Consider the following 18,549-nt stretch of genomic DNA (forward strand, 5'->3'; position numbering starts at 1 on the left):
TACCTGAACCATGCCTGCATTCCGGGACGCATTATGGCTTCGTCTCTTCGGTGAGGCCATCGACGATCCGCATCGTCTCTACGGCAACGGCGGTCACCCGGCCGATGAGGTCGACGATGTAGCGGGGGGCGTGGTGTTCATCTGCCCAGTCGTTGGGGTCGTTGACGATCCCCGACGCCTTGTCGGTCTTGACCTGGTAGCGATCCAGGACCCAGCCGAGCGCCGAGCGTGAGCCCAGCAGGTACCGTTCCGCACCCTTCGGGATGCCGGTGATGGTGACCTTGGGGTTGTAGACGATCGCCGTGTGGTCGTCGACCTTCTTGCCCGTGTCGGGGTCGACGGTCTTGGCCCATTTCATCTTCTGCACCCGCCACGTCTCCCGGACGGCAGGATCCGCCCCCGCCTTGAGCTGGACGTCGAGCGGGTACGGTTCGACGTTCTCGTAGCCGATGTGCAGTGCGGCGAGCCGCCGGCCCGCATCCGCCAACTGGTCGAACCGTGCGCGGGTTTTGGGGGTGGGGATGTGCGGCAACATCTTCTTCAAGTCGACGGCGTAGGCGTGCCGGTAGGCGGGGTCGTGCAGGAGCCCGTAGACGTAGTCGAAGATGTCGTCCTTCGACACCGGCCCGCACAGCGCCTCGGAGTAGAGGTTCTGGATGGCGTCGGTGATGTTGTCGACCCGCCGATACCCCCACTCATCCACCACACCATCACCGGTGGCGAGGTCCAGGTGCCCGTCCGTGGCGGCGGCTTTCTCGTAGGTCCAGCGTGGGAAGAACTGACCTCCTTGGCCGAAGAAGTTTAGGTCTGGAAGAGAATCCACCATGAGCCCACAAAATGGTGAAGGTGTCCCCCCGACATTGAGTTGCATTCCGGTGTTGGTGTGGTGGGGGGTCGGGAACATCGACGCCAGCTGGTAGCGGCGTTCGTTGAGGGCGTTGGAGAAGTAACTTGCCTGCTTTTGGAACGGTCGGTAGAGCGACGTACGGAACGCATTATCGTCGCGAACGAGAACGTTGTCTCGGGCGAGCTGCTGCTTGAGGCTGGAGTTCCAACTGACCCGGCCCGTACCCGTGTACTCGGGGTGCGCGCGTAGGAAGGCAGTGACGTCTTGCTCGCTGCGGCGTGCGAGCCCCGCCTGCTGCGCGTGCGTGTTGAACTCGCGTCGCACCTGCGCGTACTGGTCGAGCATTTCGGTGACGTTCTCTTGGAGGCCGGCGCGTGAGGAGGTGTAGCACCATGCGTCACGCCCGGTAGCCAATCCACGAGAGTGAGCCGCGAAGACCGTGATCTGTCCGGGCTTGGGCTTCTTGTTGCCGATGGCGGGCCAGGTGGCGAAGGCGTCGTCGCGCTGGCCGAGCCAATCACCGTGGCTGTTCGGGGTGACGGCGGTCCAGCTGAGGTCCGTCAAGGTGGCTTTGTCGACGCGGTCGAGCTTGTCGTCGCGGGACAGGTAGTCGCCGATGTCGTGGTAGAACACCTCACACGGGCCCGTGTGCGCGGGGTTCTTGACGCCGAGGAAGATCGCGACGGTGTTGCGGCTGCCTGCGCCGAATACCTTGCCGCCCTCTTTGCGGGAGAGCTCGCCGGCGGTGCGCTGGTTGCCGCGCAGGTTGTAGACGTAGATGCGGGAGTATTCGTCGGCGAGGGACAGGCGGATGCCGTCGGCGGTGTTGCCGTCGACCCAGCCGCCATTGGACACGAAGGCGACGACGCCGGCGTCGCCGATCCGGTCGGTCGCCCACCGGAACGCCCGCAGATACGAGTCGTACAGGCTGTTCTTGTTCGTCCCGGTCGACCGCTTCGCGTAGGTGTCACCGATCCGATTGTCGAGGGTGGGGTAGGCGATGTTCGCGTTGAGGTCGTTGGCGCTGTTCTGCCCCACCGAGTAGGGCGGGTTGCCGACGATGATGTTGATCGGCACCCCCAGTTGCCGCAGAATCCGTTCGTTGTTCTGCGGGAACATCACGGTATCGAGGCTGTCGCCGTCCTCGGTGATCTGGAACGTATCGGCCAGCACGATCCCCTCGAACGGCCGATACCCGCCGCCGGTGCCGGCGTCGGGGAGGGCGTGGAAGGTGGTCTCGATGTTCACCGCGGCAATGTAGTAGGCCAGCAACATGATCTCGTTCGCATGCAACTCGTCCGCATACTTGCGGGCCAGATCATCCCGGTCGATGAGCCCGGACTGCAGCAGGCGGGTCAGGAACGTGCCGGTGCCGGTGAACGGGTCGAGAACATGCACACCCGCATCGGTGATGCCCCGGCCGAACGCGTCCCGGGATGCCTGGTCGGCGGCCCGCAGGATGAAGTCCACAATCTGCACCGGCGTGTACACGATGCCCAGCGCCTCGGCCTGACGCGCGAAGCCGAGTTTGAAGAACTTCTCATACAGCTCCGCGATCACCTGCTGTTTACCCTCGGCCGTGGTCACCTCCGAGGCCCGTACCCGCACGGACGCGTAGAACCCCTCGAGCCGCGCCGTCTCGGCCTCCAGCCCCGCGGCGCCGAGCAGGTCGACCATCGCCTGCATCGTGATCGAGACGGGGTTGTGGGTAGCGAACTCGTGCCCGGCGAACAGGGCATCGAACACCGGCTTGGTGATCAGATGCTGCGCAAGCATGCTGACCGCATCGTCATCGCCGATGGAATCGTTGAGGTTGTCCCGCAGGCCCTGCACGAACGCGGCGAACCCCTCCGCCACCTCGGTATCGGCCTGGCCCAGGACGGCGCGGATGCGGGAGATTAGCGCATTGGCGATGTCGGCGACATCGCCTGCCCAGTCCTCCCAGTAGGTGCGGGTGCCGACCTTGGTGACGATCCGCGCGTAGATCGCCTCCTGCCACTCCGACAGCGAGAACAACGCCATCTGCTTGGCGAGTTCCCGGTCCGCGGCGGCCGGATCCACCGCATACGGGTCGCCCCCGTCTCCGGGCTCGATGGTCTCGGTTTCCCCGCCGGTCGATGCCGGATTCGCGGCGGCGGTGGGGCCGATGTGCCCGCCGAGGATCGCCTCCGTCCCCTGCCCCGCATCCGCGCCGGCATCGGTGGTGGTGTTGAGGGCGATGGAGTTGACGATCGCGTTGAACCGGTCGTCGTGGGCGCGCAGCGCGTTGAGCACCTGCCAGACCACCTTGAACCGCTGGTTATCGGCCAGGGCTTTCTCCGGCGCCACGCCGGCGGGCACGGCCACGGGCAGGATGATGTAGCCGTAGTCCTTGCCCTCGGCTTTGCGCATCACCCGACCCACGGATTGCACGACATCGACCACCGATTTGCGCGGGTGCAGGAACAGCACCGCATCCAGGGCCGGCACGTCGACGCCCTCCGAGAGGCAGCGGGCGTTCGACAGGATGCGGCACTCCCCCGCCGGGATGGGCGCTTTGAGCCAGGCCAGTTCGCGGCCACGCTGCAGGGCGTTGAAGGTGCCGTCTACGTGCCGCACCTCGCACGCCAAGTCCAGGTTGGTGGTGTCGACGGGCTTGCCGTCATCGGCCGAGGTGTCGAGCATGTCGCGGTAGCCGTCCACCACCGCGGGGAAGACACTCGCGAGGAGTTTCGAGGCTTTGATGTTCTCGGCGAACGCGACCGCCCGGCGCATCGGCGGCTCCCCCGGCGTGAAGCCCTGACCGTCGGGGGCGGTGCCGGCCCGTTTCGCCAGCCCGTTCCAGCAGCCCACGATCTTCGACGCGTCGTCGAGGCGCAGCTCGCCGAACCCGGCAGACATCTGCGCCTGCAACGGGGCGGCGACCATGTCCTCGTCGACGGTGAGCACGAGGACCTTGTAGTCGGTGAGTAGACCCCGTTCGACCGCGTCGCCGAACGAGAGCCGGTGCAGCTCCGGGCCGTACACCTGCTCGTCGTCCATGGAGGTGATCTCGGCGGCATGCTCGTCGGCCTTCGCCCGCACCGCTTCGTCGTAGATGCGCGGCGTCGCCGTCATATACAGCCGCCGAGCGGCGCGGATGTAATCGTCGTCGTGGATGCGCACGAACGCCGACTCGTCCGCGCCAGCCAGGGTGACGCCGGTGGTGCGGTGCGCCTCGTCGCAGATGACCAGGTCGAACGGATCCACACCATCGTTCTGGGCGCCGTGGATGACCGGTAGGGACTGGTAGGTGGTGAACACGACCGTCAGGCCCTTGGCGCGTTTGCGGTGGCCCATCTCCGAGGCCAGGCGCGCTGGGTCGGTGGTGACCGGCACGGCGACGTCGTGGGCGGCGATGTCCTCGGCCGCGCGGGAGACCTTGGTGTCGGAGCAGACGGCGAAGGCCCGCATGTCGCGAGTGGTTTGGGCGGTCCACTCGCGCAGCGTCTGCGAGAGCAGGGAGATCGAGGGGACGGCGAACAGGATCCGCGCCGACCCGCCCGCCTCGGCGGCGGCGCGTTCAGCGATCTTCAGGGCCGTGAAGGTTTTGCCGGTGCCGCAGGCCATGATCAGCTTGCCCCGGTCGTTGCCGGCGGCGAAGCCACGGAAGACGGCGTCGATCGCCTCAGCCTGGTGTTTACGCGGCGTGTGTTTGACCGCAGGTGCGAGCTCGACTTCGAGGTTGCCGGCCGGCCAGGCGATGTCCCAGTCGATGGGCGCCTCGGCGATCTCGGCGAGCCCGATGCGCTGCACGGGGATCGTCTGATCGTCGAGGGCCTCCTCGGCGTGCGGGCCCCACTTGTCGGTGGTCGAGATGATCACCCGGTTCGTGAAGGGCTTTTTGCCCGACGCGGTGAAGAAGCTGTCGATATCGCCCTTGGCGAGGGTGTGGGCAGGTTCGTAGAACTTGCACTGGATCGCCGTGTACTCGCCGGAGTCGCGTTCGCGGGCGACCAGGTCGATGCCGGTGTCGGGTTTGCCGTCGCGGCCGGGCCAATCGGCCCACCGCCACACCTGGTCGTACTGCTGGGCGAGGGTGGGGTCGAGTTGGAGGTAGCGGACCATGAGTTGTTCGAACAGGGTGCCGCGTTCCGAGTTCGACGGCGCCTGCCGGAATGCCTCGATCACTTCATGCACCGACGCCACCGCGCCCCACCTCCCGCATCATTGTTGCCCGCGTGTCGCAGAGCAGCCGACTATCTGGTCATCATGTCAGGCAGCTCGGACGAATACCCCGGTGCTCACCACCGTGCCCGTACTCATCGGCTGGACTTGGGGTAATCGGGTGGCGAAGCGAAGGGGCCGGTGTATTCGGCGATGCGGCTCAGCCGGTCGATGTTCGCTCGGGCGAGGTTGTACAGCTTCGTGCCTTCGGCGGTGAGTGTGCGGGGTGCGGATCGTGTTCTTGGAGTGAAGATGTCCGCACCGAGGGCGCGGGAGAGGAACACCGATTCGCGTCCGATCTGGGTCGACCGGATTCCGTAGAGGGCTGCGGCGTCGCCGTGCGTAGGGCAGTGGGCGGTGTCGGCGAGGCGGCATAGTTTCAGGGCCACGGATTTCTCACCGGCACAGGCGAGGTGCACCAGCTCTTCAACGTCGCCGGCAGCGGAGGCGGCAAGGCGCAGCGACAGGCTGGTGCGGCGTAGGTCGGTGCGGCCGATCGTCTCGAGGAAGCGTTGCTCGCGGCCGTGTGGCGACCACGATTGGGTGGCGTCGTTGTACTCGGGGGTGTAGGTGACGGGTTCGCCGATGCGGTGCTTCAGCAGCAGCCGGGCGGCGACTTCTCCGGCAGCGTCCCGTAGGCCCTCGGGCATGGTTTGGACGAACTTGCGATAGCTGTACGCGGCCGGCCCGTGGAGGAGCTGCGCACCGTGGGTGACCAGTGGGTCGTTGCCTGTCAGCAGTTGCCAGACGTACCGCTGGATCTTCCAGGTGAATGCGTCAGTGAGGTACATGCCCCCGGCGCGGGCCAGTTGGCGGGTGTGGTTGCGTCCGATAGCGGCGGGCGTGGGGAAGAGCCGGCGTCGTCGCCGGTAGTCGATCGGTGGCGGGCAAGTTTTAAGGTGTGCGTGCAACTGGCATAGATAGTTGAAGACGGCGGTCCCGAGTTCGTTGCTCACCAGGTGGTTGAGCGCGCCCCGGACCTCGTCGGCGGCGAGGTCGTGTCCGAACTCGGCGGCAAGAAGCGCGTAGTCGACTCGGCGTCCCATCGTGGCGAGGGCGATTGGCGCGGTCAGCGGGAAGTTCCGGGCGACGCGCCCCACCATGGCGGGTGCGTGGTCACAGACGGCGGGCCAGATGTTCGTCGGAAGATTCATCGCATCGATCGGATCTGACACAGCGCTGTAGAGCGCTTTTGCTGAGTGTTGCGGGCGTCGGCGGCCGATGCGGTCGGTGACGGCCGTGCCAGTTCCAGTGGGTGGCTTGCGTCCCAAGAGTCGTAGCAGGTGCACTGTCGGACGGGCACTCTTCGACCGGGCCAGGTGGTTTCCCAGCTTCTTGATGCGCGATGGCGTCAACCATGTACCGGCAAGCTCCTTGGGGCCGGTGGCGGTGGTGAGGATTTCGACGGCGGCGGTCAGCGCGAGGAGGAACTGGGGGGTGGTCACGGCGGCGGCGCCCGTGCGGCCGGCGGATGTGCGCACGAAGTCGGCGGCAGTCAGCTGCCGCGTCCACGATCCGGGGTCGGATCCGCCGGGCAGTGTGCCGACGCCGTCGACATAGGTCATCGCGTTGAGAGCCGCCCGGACGATCGGGGCGGCATCCGAGAGGATGCTCTTGGCGGTGAGGTACTCGCCACCTGCGTAGGCGCACACGGCGCCACCGGTGTCGAGCACTGTGGTCAGCCATTGGTGCGCCCGGTACGCAGCGCTGTCGATCTCGATCTGATGCGCAGCACTCGCAGCGAGTGTCTCTGTCGAACAGGCGTAAGGACATCGAGCCAAGCGCCATGCAGACACTGGTGAACTGGCAGTTCGCGGGTGGTGGACTCGCGCGTCGCGAGCGCGTGAACCGCAAGCGGGGCAATAGTCGGCGAGCACTGTGCGGTGGGTGTCGCAGACGGTGACCCACCGCAGATGCCACGCGAGCTTCCACCGCAGGTTGCCCGCTTGCAGGCATTCGGGGCAGAAGCGGCTGCCGCGCACGTGCGACCACGCGCCCTCGCCAGCGCAATGGCCAACGGTATGAGCCAGCCCGACATTCTCATACCGCCGCATTGTGGCGTGGCGGAGCCGCTCAACGGGGACACCGGTATTCGTCGCGATCGTTTCCAGGGTGTGGGCATTGGCGTTCCGGGTGAACGGCACGGCCCGGTCATAGTTGCTTAGGTCGTATGTCCCGGTGATGTCGCGCGGTCGACAGGCGTTGAGGTCGACGAGATACTCGATCCACGAGTCCAGGGATTCGTCGGGCAGCAGGTCGGCGATGATCGGCAGCATCAGCGTGTCCTCCCCCGGGCTTTGGCTGCGGCGAGAAGGTCATCAGTCGTCGGGTGCCGATGCTGACTGATGGCGCGGATTACCGTGTCCTTGAGCAACTCGAACGACAACCCGGTGAGCCCGTCGGCCAAGCCGAACAGGTTCGCGGCAAAAGTCGGTTCCCGCAGTGACGTGGTATCGAGCCCGTCGATCAGCTCGAGGCGCGTCATCAAAGCGCCGACCCGTCGATGCCACGCGCGCCTTTGCGCGTCGTCTGTGCTGCTGAACGCGGCAAGCTCCCAGCGCTGCATGCGCCCCGCGAGTTGTACTGCTGCGGAGTACGCGTCTTCGGACCTGTCCGAACGTTTGAGCAGGGCACTGTGTTCGAGGCCGGCGCCGGCGAACACGAACGTCACCGGCAACGCGTCGAGAGTCAGTTTGAGATTGTCCGTCAGATCCCGGGCGACGCCGACGCGGCGGAGCATGTGGGCGTCGTCGACGACGATCAGGTGCGTGCCGAGGCGCGGCAGAACGGCGCGAAGCGTTCGGAGGATGTCGGTGCCCGGGTACGATCGGGCCACAGGAATGCTCGCGAACTCCGCCACCGATCGCAGCAGGTTCGGCCAGCTCGCGCCGGCGTCGCCGACGAATATTACCGGGATGTGGGCGGCGCGGATCCCAGTGCCGGGATCGTGTGGATAGCGCAGTAGTTCGTCATGAACGCGCAGCATGGCTGCGGTCACGGCCTGGGTTTTGCCGACCATGGCTGGGCCGTTGACAGCGAGCCACCGGCGGTCGGCGTTGACCGTATGCTGGTTGTGGTCGATGACCTGGTGCATGGCCTGTTCGATTCCGTGGATGTCGGACGTCTCGATCGGGCCAATTGACCGGATCCATCGAGTCACGGCGCTCAGATCGCCATCGAGTCCGCAGGGTGGCGGATCAGCGGTATCGCGCCTTCGTAGGCGAGGCCAATCCTTCAGGTTCTGCAGCACCGGCGGCGATGCAGCGGTACTGAGGCCGCCGAGCGTTGCTGTGCTCACCAGAGGTCCTCCGTGTCGTCGTTGGCGGTTCCGGTGTCCCATGTCGCGAATGTGTCGACATTGACAGGCGGAGGCGAGGGCGGATCTACGTTGGTGGTCTCGATCGACCCGGGGGTCGATGCAGGGTCGTTGACGGACGCTTCAACGCGGGCGCGGTCGCGGGACCAGCGCACAGTCTCAGTTCGGGCTTCATGTTCGGCGAAGCGGCGGAACGCTGTTCCGGCGCTCGCACGTTCCCCGCGTGTGAGACGGCTGCGTCCGAGGAACCGTGTCAGGTCGTCGGCGACGAGCTCACTGAAGGGCGGGAAGGTGCTGCCGTCATCGTGGATGGCGTGCAGGACGTGCCATCGGCCGTCGTGGTTGTCGCGGAAGAACAGGCGGGCGCGATCGTAAGGGTCGAAGTAGAACCGCCGCTCACGTCCTGGCCGGGACAGCGGAGACAGTGTGCCGTGGCGGATGGTGTTCAGGATCGGTGCGTCATACCGGAAGTTGCCGACGTGAACCCCGTCGGATGCGATCGTGAGTACTACAGAGTCCAGGAACGCGAACACGTCATCGGGGTGCGGTGCGACGTGGAGGTCGCCGCCGCACACGAGTGCCTGCTCGTAGCGCTGCGCTGGTGTCAGGTACCGGCCGGGGGTGGTCGGTGAGGGCAGGCCGCTGTGCGGCCGGTACGGATAGTAGGTGGTGGCCCACTCCTGGAAGATCGACTGCAGCCCTGCCAGCGTGAGCTCGGGCGTGACGCCATCGCCCCGGTGCTGGGCGCCGCGGCCCACGTATCCGGCCAGATCTTGCTGCATGATGTCGAGCGTGCGGTTGGCGGACTCGACGAACGGTTTATCCATGCCGCGGCGCGTGCGCGCGAACTCTATGGTGGCCCCGCAGCGGGCGAGCGCGTCGATGACCCGCAGGTTCTCGTATTCGCCGCCGTGATCCATGACCACAGTGCCGATGTTGAGGGCTGGGTTGAAGGCGACGACGTCGGGAACGCCGAGCGTCAGCGAGTGCGGGCGGGACCGCTCAGGCAGGACCAGCGGGGACATCAGATCGAACAGCAGCAGTCGGGTGTCACGGCCGGAGGGCTTGTCTGGGGACAGTCGGATGCTCATCAGCCGGGTGACGACGCAGACCGCCACCGACAGCCATGGCCGGAACCGTCGTCCCGTGTGCGGGCAGTACACCTCGATGTTTGCCTGTGTAGCGTCGATCTCGATGCGTTCGCCCGGCATGGATGGCGGCGGGCGTCGGTAGCCGCGTTGTGCACGTGCCCCCTGGGAGCGGCGGGACTTCGCGGTACCGGTCAGCCCGATCTCCTGGGATACGAACCGGACAGCCATTTCCAGGGTGTAGGGGGTCAGGCGGGGATCGTCGATGCCGTGGGAGTCCAGCTCGCGGCGGATGCGGTTGATGCGGGCCTGCAGGTGGACGGTCGAGCCGTGGCGCTGGAGATCGGTCAGCACCCGGAGGATGACCTGGTACGAGTCGTCCTGCAGGCCGATAAGGGGGTTGTCGTGGCGTGGTCCCTCGGGTTGGTGCGGGGCGAGGGATCGCACTCCCCCACTCTCGAACTTTCCGATCATGCGGTAGAAGCTGGAGCGAGAATAGCCGGGGGTTTGCGCGAGATCGCCGACCTTCTGGGCGATGCGCTCCTTGCGGGTTGTGACGGTGGGATCGAAACGCGGGTCGCTTCCGGCCCGCCAGGTCCCAGAGGGGTCGCCGTAAAGGGCCTCGCGTACATGATGCGCGCGTTCGAGCGCGAGCGAGCGGGCCCTGTCGGGGAGATCGTCGAGGACGTCGCCCGGTTCGGCGAGCCGGGGGCGGTCGGCCTGATGGAATGCCTGGAACATGCCGATGGCCTGCAATAAAGGGATATCGAGGTACTCGCCGTCATCGGTGCGGACGGTGACCACCGGCGGAGTTGCTGCCGCCGCGATGGTGACGATGGAGCACAACTGGCCGGCGAGCTCGAGGCGCGCCCCGATCCCGAACCGTGGGGTGTCGCCGTTGCTGCTCATCGCCACCACAGCCTCGACGAGAGCCGGATCGGACGGTCTAGATCGGTATCGCAGTGGCACTGGGCGAGTGTGCGCAGCACGCGCGCCCGGCCTGTGGGGCCGCCGCCATATGCGTCGGCGGCGGCGCCGAGCGTGGTCGTGGTCCGCGCCAGGCTGTCGGTCTCGGTCTACCACTCCTCGCGTGTGACAGGGCATTTCCAGCGCAGTGCCCCGAGAAGCCGCAGGTTGACGGCGTGCTGGCGGGGCATACTGCCGCGGAGCGTGTAGTCGATGCCGTGTGCGCCGAGCGTGTCGGGCATCAGGTCGGCCAGCATTGCGCGGGCGTAGTCGTTGAGCAGCGACTCGGAGCGCACACTCGCGATCTCGATGCCGCTGTCAGTGGTGATCAGTAGATCAGGGATCTGAAGGATCTTCTTGGTGCCGATCGGCCAGACCAGGATGCACGGCTGGCTTTGGTAGCCGGTCACGTCGGCGCGCCGGTCGAGCGCGATCATCCACAGCTCCTCGAGCTTGGATTCGGCCCACACGACGGCGGGTCTGCCGCTGCTGCGGGTGGTGTGCAGCATGAGGTTCGATCTGGCCTGCATGTGCGAACCGAGCCGCCGCACTGGAAGCGCCCCGCCGCGGGCCACGCCGGCGAGTGCGTCGAGCCTGATGATGCGGGTATCGGAACCGTCCCAGATCACCGCCGTGCAGCCGGCGACGGCGCGGCGACGCACCTCTGGCTCCTGCAACGCGGCGAGTGCCTCGTCATTGGACAGCGTGTTCGACAGATGGGTGCGGATCTGGCTAGGGGTGCGGCGGACTCCTTTGCGGGCGCTGACAGAGGTGCCGGTGATGAAATCCGACCTCACCACGCCACCTCCGCCCGGGGAGTCGGGCGCCGCAAAACCGTAGGGCGGGCAGTGCGGGGGTTGACAGCAGCCCGTAGGCAGGCTGAAATAGACACAGCGAACCTCCAAGAGGTGCGAGAAGAGATATGAGCAGCGGCGCCAACCGCTGTGAATACTGTGGAAGAGGCCGGGTGGCAGCCCGGTCTCTTCGCTTTTTGCGCTCATGGCCCCGCACGGGACCGGCCGGCTTCCGGCTCGCTGTCACACAACGCGTCGATCGCTTCGGCGGTGATGGAGCTGAGGGTGCGTTCGGTCTGACCGGCGCGGGTGTACAACCGCTGGGCGGTTTCCGCGGGGAGCCGAACCTCGATTCGGACGACCTGGCCCGCGGCGACAGTGCGCAATACGCGACGACCGAAATGCGTCGGCGGAAGATGGATCATCGAGTTGCGAACCTCTCACGAGAAGACCAGATTCCTGTGAAATTATCGGTTGCAACTCCGATGTGACGCACACTACCGGCATGTGCCGGTAGTGGACAAGGGCTCGTCCGAAACGGTGCTGCGGCAACATGATCAACCTCGGTTGGCGTTGACAGTTCTCATGCGAGAGCAGATCCGGGGCCGCCGGGGCCGGGGCTGTGCGGTGCGCTCGAACCCCAAGCGCCGACAGCGCTCGACCCTGGAGGGGGTGCCGCCGGCCGAAGACATGCCGGAACTTGTCGTAGCCGCGTGGTCCCATTCCCGGTAGGAGGCGGACGCCGTCGGCCGCCCCGGTGAACGGAGAGGACACACATCGTGACCATCACAGCACCGACCCCGCCCACAGACGACGACATCACCCGCATCGTCAGCGACTACGTGGCCGAGCGCGCATCTATCGGCGTGAAGTTCGCGCAGGCGCACGCCACCGTCACCACCACCGAAGGGGAGGTGACCGTCGTCTTCGATCCGGCCCTCGCCGGCATGACCGACGAGCTGTTCGCCGAGCTCCGCCCCTTCGACAACCTGGCGGCCTGCGCCGGCAACCCGCTCGCCGGCAACGACGACGTCGGCGCCTGGCGCCGCACCCGGCTCATCCGCGTCGACACCCTCTTACGCGGCGGCAACGACCTCGGATCGCTGACCGTCCACGAGCTGCACCAGCGGGCCACCGTCGTGCCGAAGCCGTAGCGCACGCCGGCCACGCAGCCAGTCGCCGCACCGGAGCATGAGAGAGGAGCACCCCGCACGCACCGAGCCGGAGGCGCCGCCCCCCACGGAGCGAGCGCTGGACCTGGCAGTACTTGACGCGAAGGACGATGCAATGACCATGACAACGGCCAGTGATCCGCTCGGGCCTGGCACCGAAATCCAGATAGCGCTCCTCCTCCCCGCCCATGAACACCTGGCGCCCGACGACGCGCTCGTGGCGCTGCATCGGGCCGGACTCGACGCGGCGAGCGCCCTGTTCATCGATACACCGACGACCGATATGAGCCGGTGGCCGGCCGCCGACGCGGCGTTCCGCGAGGCCATCGCCGCCGCCCACCCGCGAGCAACGACGACGCCGCTCGTCTGGGCCAGGGTGCGCACGGCACCTGAATACCCGTCGGTATCCCAGATCGAGATGGAACGGTACGGCAGCCAGCGAGAGCCCGCGCCCCGCGATCCCTCGTGGCCACCCGACTTCACCGGGGTTCCCGTCGCGGCGCTGCGCGACCGCAGGGAGGCGGCGCCCGGCAGCCGGATTCTGCAACACATCCCGCCCGGCGACGGCTGGCACCGTGTCGCCTGGACACGCTTCGACTACCCGAACATCAACGCCGTCGACCTGCTGTGCGAATGCTCGATACAACAGCTCCACCACCCCGACGGACACACCATGGGGTTCGCCGGTAACGACACATGCGCCTACCGATCCGCGGCCGCCTATCTGCGGGCTCTGTCACGCCAGCGGGAATTTCCGCACACCGCGCCCACCGCATTGCGGGACATGCTCGACCTCGCGCTCGCCGGCGAATGGCTCGGCCAACCGGGCGGCAGCGCGTTGTGGGGATCGAACCTTTACCTGCAGACCGTATCGATACTGCTCGACACCGACATGCCCTGGGACCTCGCGAACGAGGCCGTCCAGCAACGCCTGATCGACATCAACGGAGCCGTGCTCGGGATGCCCCGTCCCGCACGTACCGCGCCGGCCGGGCCGATCATGGACTGGGACAGCAACGCGGCGACCGACGGCGACTGGCTGATCTGGTGGTCCCGCCTCGACCGCCGCTACCAGGTGGAAGTCATCCGCGACCCCGCCCACAGCAGCACCGGGCAGCTAACCGTTTACGACCACGAGGCCGACGACACGCCACTGCACAGCGAGAAGGTCGTGCTGTCGTACGGGGCGGTGTTCGGCCCCGACGCCGGCGACGTGACGGAGTGGAAGCAGATCGCCGCCGCAGTAGTCGACGCGCGCGACGGGTAGCGCCCCCCGGCAGCGGGCCCCAGCGCCAGGTGTCGTAGATCAAGTGCGCTTGGCTGGCGGACCCTGTCATGGGTCGGCGATCGGGGCCCGAGGTAGCTCATCAGCGTGTGTCGCGCAGGCACTCGCGTAGGTACGGGAGCGCGAACGCGACGCGCCGTTGGCCGGCGGGCTCGATCAGATCCGCCTCTGTCAGCCACAGTGCGCACGCTTCCGCATCGCCGGGGGTGGAACCTGTGCGTGCCGAAATATCGCAGAGGAAGCTGGGGTGGTCGTCGGCCGCCATCGCTTCGAGGAATCCGAGCTCAGGCGGGGCAAGGCGCCGCAGTGAGGGCTCGTGGATCATGCGGCCCACGAGACGAGCTGCCTCGACGCTGGCGCTTGTGACATCGGCGCTGGTGATCGTGGTACTACCGGGGCGGCGGCTCCATGCGAGGTGTCCGACGAGCTGGATCAGGAACGGATAGCCGCGCGCGGCGGCTGCTGCTTTGGCGAGAGCATCATCGCTGATGGTCCGTCCCGCACGCTCAACCGGTACGCGAATGGCAACCGCTGCCTCGTCATGGTCGATCATGCCCAGCTCGACCCGGTGAGCATCGCGAAGGAGCGGCAGCGCACGCTGTCCGGCGAGACTTGTTGCGGCCGGCGGTAGCCCAGCGACGACCACGTCGACGCGGGGGCCGCCGCGCGCAGCGGCCTTGCATGTGGTGAGCACCGTGCGCAGCTCGTCGATGTCACCGCCATGGACCTCGTCGATTGTGATCAGCACGTCGATCGTTCTGCCGCTGGACGGTGGGTGCAGGCGGTCGGCGGTGATCCGGGCCGGCAGGCCACGGGTAGCGGTCTCAGCCACGACAAGTCGGCCACGCGCCCTTGAGATGGCCTCAAGCTTGTTCAGCAGCACCGTCTTGCCCACACCGCTGTGTCCGGTGACAAGGGAAACGGAAAGTGAGCTGCCAGTGGGATCGTCGAGACTGGTGGCGAACGCCTGGATCGTGCCGCCGCGCCCGGCCAGCAGCGGTGGCGACACGCCGAACGAGGGGCGAAATGGGCTGTGGGTGGTCACTGACTCCTCCCTGCTTCTTCGGCATCGGACACCGGTGCGAGCGCCACAGCCAGTATCAAGAGCGATGCGGAGATGCGGGGGCGCTTCGCGTCGGCGGGCCTCTGTATCGCCGCGACCAACCGCGGCCAGTGCTGACCCGTTCACAGCGCATCCTTGACCAACCTGGAGCCAGACGGAACGACTGCACGGTAATGTGACTCGAGCGGTCAGCCGACCGTGCAGCAGATCATGTGCCAATCCACAATATTATGCACGACCCACGCGTTGGCGGGGCTTGCGACGCGGAATACTCCTTCTATGATTTCGTCTATTCTAGTAATTCTGGTACCGCATGGCCCAACACTTTTCCACAACAGGGGCGCTGGCACTCTGGAAATTCCGCGGTTGCTCGCTGTGTCAGTTATCTGGCAAATCAGATACAAGTAGAGAGGGTGATCTATTGACGTCGGCAGGTCTATTTCAACAACGAGAAAGATGGCTTGAGGAACTGGGCCAATACGTCAAGAACGGGGAACGAATAATCTGTGAAGCCGGATATGTACCACTTTCTGCAATTGCAGAAGAATTTGTCGATGCGGCGAATGACCCTAGGCCGCATGACGGTCAACAGAAAAACGACTGGCAATCACGCGTACGGGACATCATGGATACGGTTGAGTGGTTAGGGCCAGAGTTCACCAGCATTGTTTACACAACTGTGAGCGACCTGCACTCTTCCGTCACCAATGGACTTCTGGTGCATAAGAAGGGCAAATTGAACCTAGATGATTCGAAACGACCTATAGTGGCGCAAAATGCCTCATCAGTCGTCAAGTTACTCGATAGTGACGATGTTCTCATCGCCGCCTGGCATGATCTGATTGCGGCTTGCAAAAGTTCTGATCATGCGATATTCCCGGTTGAGCGTGTTAAATTCCTCCGCGATAATGTGGTTGCGCTATGCAGACGCCGCCGACAGGACCCTGGCCATTTCGGTCCGCTTCAGATGGCATACAGCGTTCTCCTAGGACATGACCACGCCGTGCGCTATGCGCAATCGAGAATTGGCGACGAGATATCGCCGTCAGCACCTGACCCGGACGCAGCGTCCTCCTTGACGCCGGACGCGCTCGAACGACTATCAGAACGGTGCATTGTCGCATCTTCATTGACCGAAAATTGCGTAGTTTGGTTCCGAATTTCCCCGGCCTTCGTGAAGGAGGCCATATCTATAAGTCATGGCGCAGTAACGTTCTATGCAGCGCAGAATCTCGCTGCGGTGCTCACTAATCAGAATGTCGCACGAGAATTGTACGATGTTGTGCCAGAAGAACTCCTAACCGACGACGTTCGGAATCTCCAGCTTTCCCGTAATGGGTCAGATGAGAATCGGGGGTTCGAGTCCACGCCCACTCTCGTGTATGCCCGAGTTATAGTTGAGTCGGTCGAAAGGCACTTGGCAACATCTAATGCTCGCGTGCTTCTTGACGCAGTCTTGAAGGTTATTGGTACACCTGCAGGATTATGGCACGTGCTTCGCGGCTCGCTCCTTTTTGTAGATGGAGACTATCGCCAAACTAACTATTTTGACTGGGGGCCGAAAAGTGAGTTTGTCAACCATGAATTGGACTACGTAAATGATGATTTCACCACTAGACTGCGAGAATTTGAAGATAGGGACCTGGTGATCACGGCAGATGCGGCTACCGAATTATCTCCAATACTTCAACTTCAGGACGAGCTGGAAAATGCTTCAGATGCAAGTCCTGATCTGGCGGTACGAGCAGCTGTACGTGCGATCGAGCACTGCACGACGCGTACCGAGCTGGGGAGAATCTCTTGGAATGAGTTTGTGAGCAAATACTTATTGGACATATATACTGTCGAGCAGTTCGCGTTTCGTACTGTGAGGGGCGTATTCATGGCAGCAGTTGCCAACATTCCGGACCACACCCCAGGCGCGCCGAGAGTTCCGGAACTTGAGGTGATCGCAGAAGATATACGGAAGAATAGATGGAGCGGGCCGATCATTCGAGCAAGAACAGTAGCCCATACAGCCGAGCTTCGGCGACTCTACCGAGATCATTGGCTATGGAGGAGCCTTGCAGAGTTGGACGACACTCTCGCTTCTGCCAGTGCGCTGTCAATGGCGTTCGAAAAGGAGCAGGAGCGGGTGGACGCGTGCACTGCTCGTTTGCGCCGGACGCGTAATGCGGCTATCCACGGTGGCCCTATCTCCATAGCGGCATGCGAGACTGTCGCGAATTTTGCGCGGCAAATCGCGGGGTTGGCGCTCGCCAATGTGATCGAAGCCATAGTAGATGAATCGGAAGTAGAGGTTTACACCTCAGATCTGCGAACTCAGTACCGGATGCGAGTGGAGAACCTTGTCCGGTCAGGGAACTTGGAGAATCTCTTCGAGTTTCCGGCACCTACGTCACCTCAGCCCGCATCGTGATTCGCTAGCGGTGGGCGACCGCAGTACCGGCGATGATCTGGATGGCCGCGCGGGGTGCGGCACTGCACCGGGAGACCCTCGCGGTGGTGCAGGACCGCGACTTCGCGGGCACCGACGAGGATGAGGAACTCTCCCATCATTGTCCACACTGCACTCCGACCCCTTCCAGGCTTTGTGTGTCATCCAGGCTCTGCTGTGGCTGCGTGACGCACTGTGGACCGCATATGCAGTCGGCAGGAGTGGCGGAGTGGCGCTGGAGCCAAGTCCCTATTGGTGGTGCCTCGCGTAGCTCGACCGGCGAGGTATGCAGGCATAAGTAAGGCTAGCCTTGCGTAGTGAATCCCAACGAGGCTTTGTCGAGTCGTCCCAAGACAGACAAAACCCCAGGTCTCTGTCCCAGAATCAGGCGCCAGCGGCAGGGCGTGCCGCGGGCGCGCAATTCTGAGACAGAACACGCCATGAGTGAGATTTTGAGACAAACACCTGGGGTTTTGTTGCCCGTTGAGACAGACGCCTACTCGTTTGATCAGGAAGGGAAGGCTAACCTAATCGGCTGAGGTCACCAGAAAGGGCTCCGACGGCGGTTTCGGCGATATAGTTTCGGACGAGGGTTTCGGCGCATCAGCGTCTGCAAGGATGATGCGACCCGAACAGTGCACCTGCCGACACCGGAAACGATCGTTTCCGGTGACCGGGTCCATCGAACTCATGTTCTGTTATTGTCCATGCCCCGGTCGAGAGAAGCGGCCGGGGTCGAAACAGACGACGCCGGCCCTACCGCGATCGGCAGGGTCGGCGTCGCGGCTCTTCATCCTGACCCGTCATGTCCGGACCCGAGCACGGAAGTGTGCATCCATCTCGGTCGCGGCCCTAGGTGCACATGGATTCGCTCCCACCGGGCTGTGCGTCTGGGGTGTGACCTAGATGTACACGTTCAGTTCTGTGTATATAGGGAAGGTGTCAGATGCACAGGTTTAGATGAACATGGCCGGTGGCCGACATCGCCGACCAGATGTCCTCATCTCTCGGCGTAAGCCCCGTCATCAGACGACAAGCAAGAAGACCGCAGCCGCTGCACCAGCTACGCAGGCGATGACGTCCCCGGTGCCCGACTGCCAGCGCCGCGTACGCCCCCGCATATTAATCACCGTGGCCACGGCCCCCAGTACGCACAACCCGATGTACACCGACAAGGTGATCTGCGGGCCGAGGAACCGCAGACTAACCAGCATGATCGCCGCAACGACGAGCCCCCCAGTGAAATTGGCCAACCGCGGCGGCACCGAAACCGGCTCTACGGAATGCAGAGTGCGTAGACGGGTGTCCAGCGAGGTGAGGGGGGACCACAACATGTAGGCGGGTCCTGCGGTGTGAAGATGAGAGTTGCGAAGCTCCCCATCGACCACCACAGGAC

At 64.8% G+C, this 18,549-nt stretch carries 10 protein-coding genes; 3 read left to right on the forward strand and 7 right to left on the reverse strand.

Features of this window, described 5'->3' with window-relative positions; all coding sequences use genetic code 11:
* Nucleotides 1–31 precede the first annotated feature (31 nt).
* The 5 genes from JJ683_RS03850 to JJ683_RS03870 all read right to left on the reverse strand — a co-directional run bounded on the left by JJ683_RS03850 (nt 32) and on the right by JJ683_RS03870 (nt 11,199).
* The gene (locus JJ683_RS03850; protein ID WP_200171389.1) at nt 32–5,014 is read right to left on the reverse strand and encodes a DEAD/DEAH box helicase; all 4,983 of its coding nucleotides are present in this window, start codon (nt 5,012–5,014) and stop codon (nt 32–34) included.
* A gap of 113 nt (nt 5,015–5,127) precedes the next feature.
* Nucleotides 5,128–7,308 carry a TniQ family protein gene (locus JJ683_RS03855; protein WP_200171390.1) on the reverse strand — a complete coding sequence of 727 codons (2,181 nt, stop codon included), beginning with the start codon at nt 7,306–7,308 and terminating at the stop codon, nt 5,128–5,130.
* On the reverse strand, nt 7,308–8,330 hold the full coding sequence (locus JJ683_RS03860; protein WP_200171392.1) for a hypothetical protein: 1,023 nt from the start codon (nt 8,328–8,330) through the stop codon (nt 7,308–7,310). The genes JJ683_RS03855 and JJ683_RS03860 overlap by 1 nt, the downstream gene beginning before the upstream one ends.
* Complete coding sequence (locus JJ683_RS03865; protein ID WP_200171394.1) at nt 8,327–10,240, reverse strand: TnsB C-terminal domain-containing protein; 1,914 nt, start codon at nt 10,238–10,240, stop codon at nt 8,327–8,329. The genes JJ683_RS03860 and JJ683_RS03865 overlap by 4 nt, the downstream gene beginning before the upstream one ends.
* Before the next feature lie 272 nt (nt 10,241–10,512).
* Nucleotides 10,513–11,199: a hypothetical protein gene (locus JJ683_RS03870; protein ID WP_200171395.1), complete on the reverse strand. Its 687-nt coding sequence runs from the start codon at nt 11,197–11,199 to the stop codon at nt 10,513–10,515.
* A gap of 776 nt (nt 11,200–11,975) precedes the next feature.
* Between JJ683_RS03870 and JJ683_RS03875 the strand changes: the two genes are divergently transcribed.
* Both JJ683_RS03875 and JJ683_RS03880 read left to right on the forward strand, forming a co-directional pair.
* The gene (locus tag JJ683_RS03875; protein WP_200171396.1) at nt 11,976–12,350 is read left to right on the forward strand and encodes a hypothetical protein; all 375 of its coding nucleotides are present in this window, start codon (nt 11,976–11,978) and stop codon (nt 12,348–12,350) included.
* A 133-nt stretch (nt 12,351–12,483) separates the two neighbouring features.
* Entirely contained in the window at nt 12,484–13,635 is a 1,152-nt protein-coding gene (locus tag JJ683_RS03880; protein WP_200171397.1) for a hypothetical protein, read from the forward strand.
* Nucleotides 13,636–13,735: 100 nt separating this feature from the next.
* On the opposite strand, the gene JJ683_RS03885 is transcribed toward JJ683_RS03880, so the two are convergent.
* Entirely contained in the window at nt 13,736–14,698 is a 963-nt protein-coding gene (locus JJ683_RS03885; protein WP_200171398.1) for an ATP-binding protein, read from the reverse strand.
* Nucleotides 14,699–15,029: 331 nt separating this feature from the next.
* Here JJ683_RS03885 and JJ683_RS03890 point away from each other — a divergent pair, with 331 nt between their 5' ends.
* Nucleotides 15,030–17,135 carry a hypothetical protein gene (locus JJ683_RS03890; protein ID WP_200171399.1) on the forward strand — a complete coding sequence of 702 codons (2,106 nt, stop codon included), beginning with the start codon at nt 15,030–15,032 and terminating at the stop codon, nt 17,133–17,135.
* Nucleotides 17,136–18,178: 1,043 nt separating this feature from the next.
* Here the strand turns inward: JJ683_RS03890 and JJ683_RS03895 are convergent.
* The gene (locus tag JJ683_RS03895) at nt 18,179–18,487 is read right to left on the reverse strand and encodes a hypothetical protein (protein WP_200171400.1); all 309 of its coding nucleotides are present in this window, start codon (nt 18,485–18,487) and stop codon (nt 18,179–18,181) included.
* Between the last annotated feature and the right edge of the window lie 62 nt (nt 18,488–18,549).

The organism is Tomitella cavernea (assembly GCF_016599145.1).
GTDB classification, from domain to species: domain Bacteria; phylum Actinomycetota; class Actinomycetes; order Mycobacteriales; family Mycobacteriaceae; genus Tomitella; species Tomitella cavernae.

Coding starts and splice junctions, on each gene's coding strand:
- JJ683_RS03890 (WP_200171399.1), top strand. CDS start 15,030: ATGGCCCAACACTTTTCCACAACAGGGGCGCTGGCACTCTGGAAATTC.
- JJ683_RS03880 (WP_200171397.1), top strand. CDS start 12,484: ATGACCATGACAACGGCCAGTGATCCGCTCGGGCCTGGCACCGAAATC.
- JJ683_RS03855 (WP_200171390.1), bottom strand. CDS start 7,308: ATGCTGCCGATCATCGCCGACCTGCTGCCCGACGAATCCCTGGACTCG.
- JJ683_RS03895 (WP_200171400.1), bottom strand. CDS start 18,487: ATGTTGTGGTCCCCCCTCACCTCGCTGGACACCCGTCTACGCACTCTG.